The organism is Marvinbryantia sp., assembly GCF_047017445.1.
Taxonomy (GTDB): Bacteria; Bacillota; Clostridia; order Lachnospirales; family Lachnospiraceae; genus Marvinbryantia.
In genome coordinates, this window is the sequence record NZ_JBKXTT010000010.1 from 13,879 (window position 1) to 27,432 (window position 13,554).

Annotated in this window: 11 protein-coding genes; 6 read left to right on the top strand and 5 right to left on the bottom strand. The window is 49.3% G+C overall.

Annotation, left to right across the window (positions count from 1 at the left end; translation table 11 throughout):
• Positions 1–11 precede the first annotated feature (11 nt).
• Entirely contained in the window at positions 12–797 is a 786-nt protein-coding gene (yaaA, locus tag ACLU9Q_RS12440; protein WP_412625367.1) for a peroxide stress protein YaaA, read from the top strand.
• A gap of 91 nt (positions 798–888) precedes the next feature.
• Here the strand turns inward: yaaA and ACLU9Q_RS12445 are convergent, their stop codons facing one another.
• A complete protein-coding gene (locus tag ACLU9Q_RS12445) occupies positions 889–2,148 on the bottom strand; it encodes an IS110 family transposase (RefSeq protein ID WP_296906396.1) in 1,260 nt (419 codons plus the stop codon).
• Positions 2,149–2,462: 314 nt separating this feature from the next.
• Here ACLU9Q_RS12445 and ACLU9Q_RS12450 point away from each other — a divergent pair, with 314 nt between their 5' ends.
• From ACLU9Q_RS12450 to ACLU9Q_RS12460, 3 genes are all read left to right on the top strand, one after another.
• Entirely contained in the window at positions 2,463–3,017 is a 555-nt protein-coding gene (locus tag ACLU9Q_RS12450) for an alpha/beta hydrolase (RefSeq protein WP_296839454.1), read from the top strand.
• Positions 3,018–3,149: 132 nt separating this feature from the next.
• Complete coding sequence (locus ACLU9Q_RS12455) at positions 3,150–3,917, top strand: HD domain-containing protein (protein WP_296839451.1); 768 nt, start codon at positions 3,150–3,152, stop codon at positions 3,915–3,917.
• A gap of 37 nt (positions 3,918–3,954) precedes the next feature.
• Positions 3,955–4,224 carry a hypothetical protein gene (locus tag ACLU9Q_RS12460; protein ID WP_296839448.1) on the top strand — a complete coding sequence of 90 codons (270 nt, stop codon included), beginning with the start codon at positions 3,955–3,957 and terminating at the stop codon, positions 4,222–4,224.
• 69 nt (positions 4,225–4,293) lie between these two features.
• Here the strand turns inward: ACLU9Q_RS12460 and truA are convergent, their stop codons facing one another.
• The 4 genes from truA to carB all read right to left on the bottom strand — a co-directional run bounded on the left by truA (position 4,294) and on the right by carB (position 10,618).
• Positions 4,294–5,136: a tRNA pseudouridine(38-40) synthase TruA gene (gene truA / locus ACLU9Q_RS12465; protein WP_296839445.1), complete on the bottom strand. Its 843-nt coding sequence runs from the start codon at positions 5,134–5,136 to the stop codon at positions 4,294–4,296.
• A 146-nt stretch (positions 5,137–5,282) separates the two neighbouring features.
• A complete protein-coding gene (locus ACLU9Q_RS12470) occupies positions 5,283–6,053 on the bottom strand; it encodes a sulfite exporter TauE/SafE family protein (RefSeq protein WP_296906399.1) in 771 nt (256 codons plus the stop codon).
• 94 nt (positions 6,054–6,147) lie between these two features.
• Positions 6,148–7,236 (bottom strand): sugar kinase, encoded by a 1,089-nt coding sequence (locus ACLU9Q_RS12475; protein ID WP_296839439.1) that lies wholly within the window; start codon positions 7,234–7,236, stop codon positions 6,148–6,150.
• A gap of 154 nt (positions 7,237–7,390) precedes the next feature.
• Positions 7,391–10,618 (bottom strand): carbamoyl-phosphate synthase large subunit, encoded by a 3,228-nt coding sequence (carB, locus tag ACLU9Q_RS12480; RefSeq protein ID WP_296906402.1) that lies wholly within the window; start codon positions 10,616–10,618, stop codon positions 7,391–7,393.
• A gap of 197 nt (positions 10,619–10,815) precedes the next feature.
• Here carB and ACLU9Q_RS12485 point away from each other — a divergent pair, with 197 nt between their 5' ends.
• Both ACLU9Q_RS12485 and ACLU9Q_RS12490 read left to right on the top strand, forming a co-directional pair.
• Complete coding sequence (locus tag ACLU9Q_RS12485; RefSeq protein ID WP_296906404.1) at positions 10,816–12,087, top strand: fibronectin type III domain-containing protein; 1,272 nt, start codon at positions 10,816–10,818, stop codon at positions 12,085–12,087.
• 538 nt (positions 12,088–12,625) lie between these two features.
• Complete coding sequence (locus ACLU9Q_RS12490) at positions 12,626–13,543, top strand: ABC transporter permease (protein ID WP_296838960.1); 918 nt, start codon at positions 12,626–12,628, stop codon at positions 13,541–13,543.
• Positions 13,544–13,554 lie beyond the last annotated feature (11 nt).

Genomic DNA, 13,554 nt, shown 5'->3' on the forward strand with positions numbered 1-13,554 from the left:
GCAAGCAACATATGAAAATAATTATTTCACCGGCGAAGAAGATGCGAGTGGATACGGATACACTGGAAGGACACACATTGCCGGAATTTATAGAAGAAACGACAGAAATTATGCACTGGCTGCAGAAGCTCACATATGATGAGGCAAAGAAGCTCTGGGGATGTAATGACGGGATTGCCAGTCTGAATTACAAACGTCTGCGGGAAATGGACCTAAAACGGAATCTGACACCGGCGATTCTTTCTTATGAAGGGATTCAGTACCAGTATATGGCTCCGGCAGTCTTTTCGGATGGAGAACTGGATTATATACAGGAGAATCTGAGAATTCTGTCTGGATTTTACGGGATATTGAAACCAATGGACGGGGTGGTTCCATACCGTCTGGAAATGCAGGCAAAGGCAGCCGTAAATGGTACAGAAAGCTTATATGACTTCTGGGCAAAGCGGCTATACCGGGCGGTTCTGGATGAGAGCAGGATAATTATCAATCTGGCATCCAGAGAATATGCGAAAATCATTGAGAGATATTTGCAGCCGGAGGACAGGTTTCTCACCTGCATTTTTGGAGAAATGCAAAGTGGCAGAGTTGTGCAGAAGGGAACCATGGCGAAAATGGCGCGGGGAGAAATGGTGCGCTATATGGCGGAAAACCGGGTGGAAAACCCGGAACAGATGAAAGCGTTTTGCGGACTGGGGTATTGTTTTTCACAGGAACTCTCCACGACGGAGGTTTACACTTTTTTAAAATCTGAAGATAAAAAGGCAGGCAGTAATCAGGGAGGTAAGAAAGTTTGAAACAAAAAAGTAGTGGATAGACAAGATAAAAAGATACAGCAAACAAGCCATCTTTCGGTGGCTGAAAAATTAAATATAGACACAACACTAATCAAGAAACAGGAATAGCCTCATCTTTGATGATGTAGCCACGTTGTTTAAGCAGATTAAGTGCCTGTGAAGTAGTCAGTATCTTTGATTCGTTCACAGGACGTGATTCGAGGAAACCCTCTGGTGTATATGACTTTAAATCTGTCAGTATGTGCCAGATAGCGGTCAGGATCATACGACAGATGGCAATGATAGCTTTCTTATGACCACGTCGTGCTTTTATACGTCGATAACGGGTAGTAAATTCAGGATGTTTTTTCGATTTGATCAAAGCATTTGCAACTTGCACCAAAACTGGTTTAAAATAAGAACCAGCACGGGAAATCCTGGTGGATTTGATTTTACGATTGCTTTGGTCATTGCGGGGACAACATCCAGCCCATGAAACGAGGTTTTTAGCTGTGGGGAAGACAGACATATCACCTCCGATTTCAGAGAGCACCTGAATCGCAGTCAATGGGTTCTTATCGAATCCTGGTACGGTTCGAATAAGAGCAAGGATTTCTTCGTATTTATCACTGAGACGAAAGATTTCCCGTTCTATTTCTGCTTTGTGTACTTCTAATTCATCGATGTGATTTAAGCATTGTCTGAGTTTTACGGCTTGTTCCGCAGAGATAGCACCATCGACAGCAGCCTGTATTTCTTCGATAGGAGTCTTACATCTGCCGTCTACGAACGGTGTTACATCAAAAGTTTCTCCTGGGTGTTGTAAAATCTGTTCCGTGATGGAACGGGAAGATTTACCAAATATATCAGAGAAGACATCATCTAATTTTAAGTTCGATACAGTAAGGCAGTTATGAGCACGATTCTTCTCACTGGTGATCATGCAGGTGAGCTTGAAACGGTATCTTACCAAATCTCTTAATTCACGGATGTCAGCAGGCGGGATAAAAGAAGCGTTTACCATACCGCACATGTATAGATCACAAATCCATTTGGCATCCTTACGATCTGTCTTATTGCCTTTTTGAGGCTTGGTATATTTGGGATGAGAAAGAGTAACCCAGATGTTATTCTTCTCCAGGATATTAAAAACAGGGATCCAATACTTACCGGTAGATTCCATGCAAACATCATTACAGTTATACTTGACAAGCCAGTCACACAACTCCTGTAATCCTTTCGTGAAGGAAGAAAACCGAGCCTGCTTATATTCAGTACGTTTGTTGGAATCAGTAATACCGATGCAGGCAAAGATCCATGTTTTGTGGACATCAAGTCCACAGCAATTATTTTTAAGAATTTTAAACGACAATCAAATAACCTCCTGAGATTTATAGTCATAAAACTGACAGTGACTGGTCATCCGGCAAAATCGAGTCGACTTTGGAAGAGATAAGTTTACGGGCTACTGTTATGCGCCATTCATTGATGCCTTAACGGATGACCGACAACAAATAAAAATGCGAGGTCGCCGCTATACAGCCCCGCCACTCACCTCCACGTGTTCTGTAGTGTGCCAGTCTTATAAAGTAAATATATCAGAAGGAAGATGGGTTAGAAAAGTGAAAGGTAGCCAATTTGTTTCATGACGCATTGGTGCCTTTCGCAGAAAGGCGGATTATATAAATGAGACTGGCGGTGTTTTTTCCGGGAATTGGCTATCATTGTGATAAACCGTTGTTGTATTACAGCAGGAAGCTTGCAGCCGGATATGGGTTTGAGATTGCGGAGGTTTCATACGAAGGATTCCGGCGGGACATCAGAGGCTCGGAAGAAAAAATGCGCGAGGCGTTTGAAAACGCGTTTATTCAGGCTGAACAGGTGCTGGAGCATGTGACATTTAACAGGTATGAAACGGTACTGTTTGTCTCAAAAAGTATAGGGACCGCAGTAGCGGGAGCTTATGATGCAAGGTATGGGATACGTGCACATCACATATTCTATACGCCGGTGGAGGCATCGCTGCCTGTGATGCAAAACGGAATTGTTTTTCATGGTACCGCGGATCCGTGGGCAGACGCGGAGATTATTCAGCAGGGGTGCCGGAAAAAGGAGCTGCCATACTATTCTTATGAGGCGACAAATCATTCCCTGGAAACAGGAAATGTGCAGAACGACCTTAAAAATATGCAGGATATCATGGAAAAAACGGAGAAATATATACGGGAGCTGACGGAATAGCCGAAACTGCATATTCAGGGTGTATTAGAACAGATGAAGCTGCATATTCAGGGCATATTAGAACAGCCGGGTCACATATTCAGAGTGTGATAAAGCCATCTTGAAAGCATATGACATGGAGGAACAGGATTCATGAATGCAGAAGCGATATTTTTGAAGTATACGGATAGGTATGACCGGAGCAATGGAAAGATAGAATTGAAAATATTACATACGCTGGAAGTGGCAAAGGTAATGGACCGGCTTACAAAAAAGCTGCATCTGGACAGGGAAACACGTGAAATTGCACACATCTGTGCAGTGTTTCATGACATCGGACGGTTTGAGCAGGTGAGACGGTATGATACCTTTCTGGATCATCTGAGTGTAGACCATGCGGAGCTGGGATGCGAGGTGCTGAAGGAGGAGGGCTTTCTTGCTGAACTGCCGGAGGCGAAGCAGCAGATGATTCTGACAGCGATACGGAATCATAACCGCTATCAGATAGAGCCGGGACTGGAAAGTCACACAGAGTTTTTGTGCAGACTGATTCGGGATGCCGATAAATGTGACATCTTCCGCGTGTTTGCCCGCGAGGATATGGTGGATACGATGGGTGAGACGGAAGAACAGGTGGCGGGGGAGACAATTACGGATGCTGTCTATAACAGTATTCTTCGTCATGAGTGTGTGAAAAAAGAAGAGAGAAAAACAGGATTGGATAAATGGGTTTCTTTTCTGGGCTTCTTTTTTGATATGAATTTTGCAGAGAGCCTGGAGATCTTAATGGAAGAAAAATACTACCGTGCGCCGTTTGACAGAACCCGTTTTACAGATGCAGAAACAAAGAAACGAGTAGAAATAATACTGGAGGAGACGGAGAAATATATCAGAGAGCGGATTAATGCCGCAGGAATATAGATATGTGATGTTTTAGCTGAACAGCAGGAGGTAAGCAATGTTTCAGTTTGGGAAAAAGAATAAAAATCTGGAGGAGCTGCTTTTGCGTCTTCATGCAAATGCATCAAATAATTATAAGGATGCTGCGCAGGAGAATTACCGGCAATTTTTAACACTGTTTGAAGAATACAAACAGAATGGAACGCTGAAACCAAAACAGATTTCCTATTATCATGACATAAATGAGCAGCTTAAAGCGGAAATGAAAAACTATACACATGCGGATCAGAAACCGGATATTAAAGGACTTAGCGGGATGAAGCATTAAGCGGCATGGCAGGCTTCAGTGTCCGGACTGTGCTTCGGAGATGGGCGGGGATGACGCCGGGGTGCCGCATCAGCTTCCGTAATCCACTTTCATCAGACACAGCCCCTGCGCGGGAGCCATAAAGCCAGCCAGTGCCCTTTTTCTGGCGGCAAGAAGCTCCGGCATACTTTCGGGGGAACGTCTTCCGTAGCCTGTCTCCAGCAGGGTACCGGTGAGAATGCGCACCATATGCTGCAGAAAGCCGTTGCCATGATACACAAAATACAGGTAGGAATCATTTTGTGTGATTTCAATGGAATCAATCGTTCTCACCGTTGATTTTTTCATTTTCGGATTTCCGCAAAAGCTTGCAAAATCATGTGTGCCGCAGAGATATCCGGCGGCTTTTTTCATTGCGGCTACATTCGGAGTCTTATCCAGTACGTATACATATTTCCGGTCAAATACCGGCTTCAGGGGTCCGGTAAAGCAGGTATAGCGGTACGTTTTTCCGGTGGCATTATATCTGCTATGGAAACGGTCCGATACGATGCAGACTTCCCTGACGCAGATATCCTCCGGAAGATAACGGTTCAGATAATCACGGATATCACCGGGGAGCATGGCGGTGTCCAGATGAACATTTGCTGTCATTTCTCTCGCATGTACGCCGGCGTCTGTCCGTCCGGCACCGATAACTTTGACCGGCACCGGGCAACCGGGCATCCCGTCTGCTGCGCCCGGATTGCAGGATACCACGCTGGCGGCGGGGGTTATGAGACTTTGAACCGGGACGTCATCCGGAAACGCCAGCATTTTTGTCAGAACAGCTTCCAGTTTTCCCTGAATGGTCATTTCAATGCCTGGCTTTGCTTCCCAGCCGTGATAGCGTGTGCCGTCGTAAGTGACAGTGAGCTTAAAATTCTGTTTCATAGTAATCTCCAATTCATGTAAAATTTATGTGATGAGCCAGAGGACAAATGGACATAAAAACATGTTTTGTGATGTCTGGGGGGGAAAATCATTCGTCGGGCAACATCATGTGGCATCAGAAATAAGTATTCTCTACAGGCGGAGTATTAACCGGGAAAAAGCAGTATTACCGCGCCCAATATCACAAGAACAATACCAGTCGCCCGGTTGAGCGTTTTGGCATCCGCTTTGTTGGCAAATACGGCGGCGATTCTTGCCCACAGAAGCGTGAACACGACGCATAGGATCCAAACCGTCCAATCCGGAGCGCCTCCTATTGTAAAATGGGAGACGGCGCCCGTCAGGGCAGTGAATGCCATAATGAATACGCTTGTTCCGACCGCCGTTTTCAGTTCATATCCGAGAACCGTTGTCAGAATGAGGAGCATCATCATTCCGCCGCCGGCGCCGATAAAGCCGCAGATGAAACCGATCAGAATGCCGCATATCACAGATTGTACAGCACGTTTTTGGGCGGAGACGATCTGCATTGCTTCTTTTGTGGTCATGACAGGCTTTATGATAAATTTAATTCCCAGCAGGAGCGTCATAAAGACAGAAAAATTGCCCATTGTGGCTGGCGGGACCAGACTGGCGATATAGCTTCCGACGACAGTGAAAATGAGCACGCTTGCCATCATGATCAGACCGTTTTTGATATCGAGATTTTTGTTTTTACCGTAGGTGTATGCTGATACTGCGCTCGCAAGCACGTCGGATGAAAGGGCAATCCCCACCGCCATGTAGGAATCCATGCCGAGAAAGGTGATCAGCATCGGGCTGATGACTGCTGCGGCGCTCATCCCCGCAAAGCCGGTTCCCAGACCGGCGCCCATGCCGGCAAAAAAGGTGACAATGATTGTAATAAGCATTTCCATATAGATGGCTCCTCTTTCTTTTTAAACCTTTTCGGGACGGAACCGCATCATATGGTGCGTCCGCCCCGTTACAAAGTTTTATCTGGGAATGGTATTATCTCTTAATATCGTAGTTCATGTTCATCAGGTTGCGGATGGTGGAGACATCATCCGTAATATTGGCATCGCCGCGGATGGTGTGCTTGATGGCGCTGCTGGCAACGGCGAAGTTGACCATATCCATCGGTTTGTAGTCATGCATCATTGCGTAGATCAGGCCGCTCGCAAAAGCGTCGCCGCCGCCTACGCGGTCGAGGATGTTGAAGGTAAAGAGCTTACTCTCGAAGGTATGCCCCTCGTACCACATAAACGCCTTTAAGCTGTTTTCACTTCCGCTGTGTGCGTAGCGCACGTGGCGGGCGATGCATTTCAGATTCGGGTAGCGCTCGATGAATTTCTGGAAGATTTCATCCTGCTGCTCGTAGCTCGGCTGCAGCGGAACGCCGTCCTTGACGTCGCCCTTGCTGTGATCGTTTTCGTCGCGCCACAGATGGTATGGCTCGATGCCGAGCAGGACGTCGATGTAGGGGAGACATTCGGTGCAGTAATCGCGCGCCTCCTCCCAGGTCCAGAGCTTGCTGCGGAAATTGCCGTCGAAGCTGACGGTGATATCTTTTTCTTTTGCCACCTTCAGACAGTCCATGATGAGCTTGCGGCAATTCGGAGCGAGCGCCGGTGTGATACCGCTTAAATGCAGCCAGGTGAAGCCGTCGAGAAGCTCGTCTAAGTCGATGGTGGAAAAATCAAATTCGGTGATGGCACTGTTTTTGCGGTCGTAGGTCACCTTGCTGGCGCGGATGCCGTAGCCGGTCTCCAGATAGTAGCTGCCGAGGCGGTGCGTCGGCGTCTGCTCCGGGGTGCTCAGGATCACCGGCGTGCAGTGGACGTCGTTGCTGCGCAGCATACGGATCGCGCTTTTGCCAAGACTGTTGTTTGGGACAACGCTGAAAAAGGTGCTGTCCACGCCGAGGTTAGCGAGCGCAAGTGCGATATTTGCCTCGCTGCCGCCGTAGCTCGCCTCAAAGCTGGAAGCCATGCGGATCTTTTCGTAGTTCGGCGGCGTCAGACGGAGCATAATCTCTCCGATGGTGATGAATTTGTTGTCGGTGTCGTTGCCGTGCAATAATGGATTGTGGTGCTGCATAAGAGTCCTCCTTGTGGAAATTTTTCACGAAAATCTTCTGTTTTTATTTTATTCTATGTACAGAAACATTGCAAGACTTGTTTTGGGCAGATCCCTTCGGATGTATGGCAACAAAAAACGGAGTACCCTTCATAAAGGATACTCCGTCATATTTTTACTCTTTATCGTGTATCTCGCTGTGCAGCTCCTGCAGGGATTTCACCTCGCTGCCCTTATGGGTTTTGAGATAGTGAATGCCGCTTGCAGTTGCTTTTGCCGCCGCGATGGTGGTCATGTACGGAATCTTTGCCTTGATCGCCGCCTTGCGCAGATAGCTGTCGTCGTGAACGGAATCCTTGCCGACCGGGGAGTTGACAATTAAATCAATCTTGCCATTTGTGATCATATCCAGCACGTTCGGGCGTCCTTCGTACAGCTTTTTCACCTTTGTAGCAGGAATGCCGGCGCCGGTGATCAGATCGCAGGTGGTGCCGGTGGCAACAATATTGAAACCGTTATCTGCAAACATGCGGGCAACCTCCACGACCTCCTCCTTATCCTTGCGGTTGACGGAGATCAGCACGGTGCCTTCGAGCGGGAGTTTTGACTGCGCCGCCTCCTGCGCTTTGTAGAATGCTTCGCCGTAGGAGCGGGAGAGTCCGAGCACTTCGCCGGTGGAGCGCATTTCCGGTCCGAGGATCGGATCGACCTCCTGGAACATATTGAACGGGAACACGGCTTCCTTCACCCCGTAGTTCGGGATCTCCTGTTCCTTCAGGGAAGGCACGGGCGACGGACGTCCAGTCAGCTCCGAGGTGATGATGTCGGTTGCGATCGGCACCATGCGGATGTTGCAGACCTTCGATACCAGCGGCACCGTGCGGGATGCGCGCGGATTCGCCTCCAGCACGTATACCTTACCTTTTTCAATCGCGTATTGCATGTTCATCAGACCTTTGACATGCATTTCCTCAGCGATCTTCCGGGTGTATTCCTTGATCGTTTCCACATTTTCCGCTGAAATATGCACGGACGGAATGATGCAGGCGGAGTCGCCGGAGTGTACGCCGGCAAGCTCAATGTGCTCCATGACTGCCGGAACAAATGCGTGGGTGCCGTCGCTGATGGCGTCCGCCTCGCACTCGGTTGCGTGGTTGAGGAAACGATCGATCAGGATCGGACGGTCAGGCGTCACGCCGACAGCGGCTTTCATGTATTCGGTCATGCTCTCGTCGTCGTAAACGACCTCCATGCCGCGTCCACCAAGCACATAGGACGGACGCACCATTACCGGATAGCCGATCTGCTTTGCGATCTCCAGCGCTTCCTCCACGTTGACAGCCATGCCGGATTCCGGCATCGGGATGTCGAGCTTTTCCATCATTTCACGGAACAGGTCGCGGTCCTCCGCCAGGTCGATGACGGACGGGGAGGTGCCGAGGATCTTCACACCGTTCTTCTCCAGGTCGGCGGCGAGGTTCAGCGGCGTCTGTCCGCCAAACTGCGCGATGACGCCGAGCGGCTTTTCCTTCTTATAAATACTGAGCACATCCTCCAGCGTAAGCGGCTCAAAGTACAGCTTGTCGGAGGTGTCGTAGTCGGTGGATACCGTCTCAGGGTTACAGTTTACGATGATCGTCTCAAAGCCGAGCTTTTTCAGCGCCAGCGCCGCGTGAACGCAGCAGTAATCGAACTCGATGCCCTGTCCGATGCGGTTCGGACCGCCGCCGAGGATCATGATCTTCGGCTTGTCCGTATTTACAGGGTTCTTGTCCGGCGCATTGTAGGTGGAGTAGTAGTATGCGCTGTCCTGCGTGCCGCTTACGTGAACGCCCTCCCATGCTTCCTCGACGCCGAGGCTGATGCGGCGGCTGCGGATATCCTCTTCCGGAATTTCAAGAAGCTGGCTTAAATATTTGTCGGAGAAGCCGTCCTTCTTTGCAGCGATCAACAGCTCGTCCGGCAGCATGGAGCCCTTGTGCGTAAGGATCTGTTCTTCCTCTTCCACAAGCTCACGCATCTGGTCGATAAAGTATGCTTTTACCTTCGTAAGCTCAAAAATTTCCTCGGTTGTCGCGCCCTTGCGCAGCGCCTCGTACATGATGAAATGACGCTCGCTGGATGGAGTGATCAGAAGCTTTAACAGCTCCTCTTTACTCAGCTTGTCAAAATTCTTTGCGTGGCCAAGCCCGTAGCGTCCGGTCTCCAGACTACGGATGGCTTTCTGGAAGGCTTCCTTGTAGGTTTTGCCGATGCTCATGACTTCGCCGACAGCACGCATCTGTGTGCCAAGCTTGTCCTCGACGCCCTTGAATTTCTCAAATGCCCAGCGCGCAAATTTAATGACCACATAGTCGCCGTCCGGCACGTATTTATCCAGTGTGCCATATTTTCCGCAGGGGATGTCCTTTAAGGTAAGCCCGGCTGCGAGCATGGCGGATACCAGCGCGATCGGGAAACCGGTTGCCTTGGAGGCAAGCGCGGAGGAACGTGAGGTGCGCGGGTTGATCTCGATAACGATAATGCGGTCGCTGACCGGATCGTGTGCAAACTGCACGTTTGTGCCGCCGATGACCTGCACGGACTCAACGATCTTGTATGCCTGCTCCTGCAGACGCTTCTGACACTCCTCGGAGATGGTGAGCATCGGTGCGGAGCAGAAGGAGTCGCCCGTGTGAACGCCGAGCGGATCAATATTTTCAATGAAGCAGACGGTGATCATGTTGTTGTCGGCGTCGCGCACGACCTCCAGCTCCAGCTCTTCCCAGCCGAGAATGGATTCCTCGACGAGCACCTGGCCGACAAGGCTCGCCTGCAGACCTCTTGCGCAGACGGTTTTCAGCTCCTCGCGGTTGTAGACAAGACCGCCGCCGGCGCCGCCCATGGTGTATGCCGGGCGCAGAACGACCGGATAGCCAAGCTCGTCAGCGATTTTAAGCGCTTCTTCCACGCTGTAAGCAACCTCGCTGCGCGCCATCTCGATGCCGAGGGCGTTCATCGCTTTCTTGAATTCAATGCGGTCCTCGCCGCGTTCGATGGCGTCCACCTGCACGCCGATCACCTTTACGTTGTATTTGTCTAAAATGCCTGCCTTGTATAGTTCGGCGCACAGATTCAGACCGGACTGGCCGCCGAGGTTCGGGAGCAGCGCGTCAGGGCGCTCTTTCTTTATGATCTGCTCCAGACGATCCACGTTCAGCGGTTCGATGTAGGTGACGTCCGCAGTCTCCGGATCCGTCATAATAGTGGCAGGGTTAGAGTTGACAAGTACGATCTCGTAGCCGAGCTTCTTCAGCGCTTTGCACGCCTGCGTGCCGGAATAGTCGAACTCGCACGCCTGTCCGATGACGATCGGACCGGAACCAATGATGAGTACTTTGTGAATATCTGTTCGTTTAGGCATTCATATATCCTCCTGTGAAATAATTAAGTTGCCGATTCTTCTTTTATTATATAGAAAATCACCAAAATCACAAGTGCTTTTCATGGAAATTTTCAAGTACAGGTTTCTGCGGCGAGCAATCTATTGACTATTGACAGAAAACGGTCTGACGGGTATGATAATAATATAGGAAGAGGATTTTGGGAGGAGGGGGACAGATGAAAAAAATAATCAGATGCCTGCCGTTTTTGCTGTTGCTGCTGTTATTGTGCGGAGCCAGTGTGCAGGCGGCAAATTATAAGCCCGGAAAGGTGACGGGTGTAACAGCAAAAAATGTGGGAGAGACGGGCTTTACGCTGAAATGGAAGAAGGTTTCCAAGGCTACCGGATACTATGTTTACCGGCTGAGCGGTACGAGCTGGAAAAGGATCGCTACTGTAAAATCCACCTCATATAATGTTAAGAAAATGGTGCCGAACAAGGCCTATCAGTTTAAGGTGGTTGCCTATCGGACGGTGAAGAAAAAGACATATGTGAGCGACACATTTTCCGGCGTGCTGACTGTCACAACAAGAGTTAAAAAGCCGGCTAAGCCGACTGGCTTCCGTGTTGGGGCAAACGGCAACCGTACGCTGGAGCTGAACTGGAATAAGGCGTCGAATGCCAGCGGCTATGAGGTGTATACCTACGATAAAAGCACCGGTTACAAAAAGGTGAAAACGCTCACCGGGAAGTCCTGCAAGTTTACCGGGCTTACCGTTGGAAAAAAATATACATATGCGGTGAGAAGCTACCGCAAAGTTTCCGGGCAGACGGTGTACAGCAGTTACTCGTCGCTGGTATCCGGAACACCGATCCAGCTTTCCAAAGCAGCATCGGCGGTGCGCAGCTTCCGTTATATCCGGAAAACGAGCAAAAAGGTAACGGTTTATAATTACGACAAGAAAAAGAACCAGACGCTGAAAAGCGGCATTAAGGTATATGTGAACAGCAAAACAAAAAGCGGTTATTTGAATGCCTGGATCGCGAGCAACGGTCAGAAGATCAAGATCAAGGCAAGCGCTTTGAAGAGCGCTACGAGCATTGAATTTAGTCCGAAAAACGATTACTCGAAATCCGTAAAAGAGGAGTTTATCAATTCCAAAAACCTGACCAGCCCGTCTAAATATCTCATATGGATCAACCATTACAAGACGCGGGTAAATATTTTTAAGGGTTCGGTTAATAAGTGGAAGCTGGTAAAGAGCTTTAAGGTTTCCATCGGAAAGGTCGGCTCTCCGCGCGGGATCCGCAGAGTATGCGGCAGAGTACGGTGGGGCTATGAAAATCTGCCGATCGTTTACTGGTCGCCGGGAGGAAATTCCTTCCATTCCATGCTGGGCTCCTCGACCGGCACAGCTACATCGGGCGGCTGTATGCGGTGTCTTACCAACGATCTGATGTGGATATATAATAACATACCGGACGGAACAACGGTATATTCCTGGTAAAGGATATAAAAAAGCTTCCCCGTCGGCGTACTGCCGGCGGGGATTTTTAATGCACTGGTTATGTTGTCCGTTTTGCTATCTATAACGGACAAATAGTTTTTGTTCAAGCCAGCCTCAAACACTTGCTGTTTGAGGCGTAAGAACGTGATTCAAGTGTGAGCAAATCCCATTCGCGAAGCGAATTTTAAATGGATTTGCGAAGGTTACTGCGAACGGAGTGAACAGTAACGACAAATGTGCGCTTTGTGCATATTTACATGCTATAAATTCTTGACATTTTACCCCAAAAAAAGTATATTTATAAAATATGATGCGGATACTGCGGCGCTGTAAAGCATCACTCTGAGTTACTGTTCACGCCAGCCTCAAACACCTGCTGCTTGAGGCGTGAGAACGTGATTCAGGTGTGAGCAAATCCCATTCGCGAAGCGAATTTTAAATGGATTTGCGAAGGTTACTGCGAACGGAGTGAACAGTAACCAATACGGAAAAGCAAGGCGGTTCTGCAGGAAAAAGAAAGAAATGAGGAGGAAGGAAGATGGTAAAATACATCTGTAAACGTCTGGGTATGGCGGTTGTCACGATCTGGATCGTTGCAACGCTGACGTTTTTTCTGATGAACATGGTACCTGGCGGACCGTTTTTATCCGAAAAAGCAGTCAGCCCCAAGGCGATGGAGGCGCTGGAGGCAAAGTACGGGCTGGATAAGCCGCTGTTTGAACAGTATCTTACATACATGGGGGATGCGCTCCATGGAGACTTCGGCGACAGCTTAAAGCAGCGCGGACGTACCGTTATGTCTATTATCACAACAAAATTCCCGGTATCTGCGCGGCTTGGAGGTTTTGCCGTTTTGGCGGCGTTCTGCGTTGGTGTGCCGCTTGGCTGTCTGTCGGCGATGTTCCGCGGGAAGATCGGAGATAACATTATTATTGTCATTGCCACCTGCGGTATTGCCGTCCCGAACTTTGTGGTATGTACGCTTTTGATGTACACGTTCGGCGTGCGGCTGGGGTGGCTGCCGACACTGGGACTCAGCAGCTGGAAGCATTATATCATGCCGGTGACGGCGCTTGCGTTCTACCCGACGGCGTACATCACCCGTCTGATGCGTTCCTCTATGCTGGACGTGCTCGGACAGGACTATATGCGCACGGCGCGCGCAAAGGGCCTGAATCAGTTTGTCAGCCTGTTCAAGCATGCGCTTCGAAACGCGATCCTTCCAGTTATCACATACCTGGGGCCGCTGCTTGCCTACACGGTGACCGGCAGCTTTATCGTGGAAAAAATCTTCACGATTCCGGGACTTGGCGGCGAGTTTATCGGCTCGATCACGAACCGCGATTACACGGTCATCATGGGAACCACGATTTTCCTGGCAACGCTGATGATCCTGATGAACGTGGTCGTGGATATCGTCTACAAGATTGTAGACCCGCGTATTAAATTGAAGTAAGGAGGGAATGC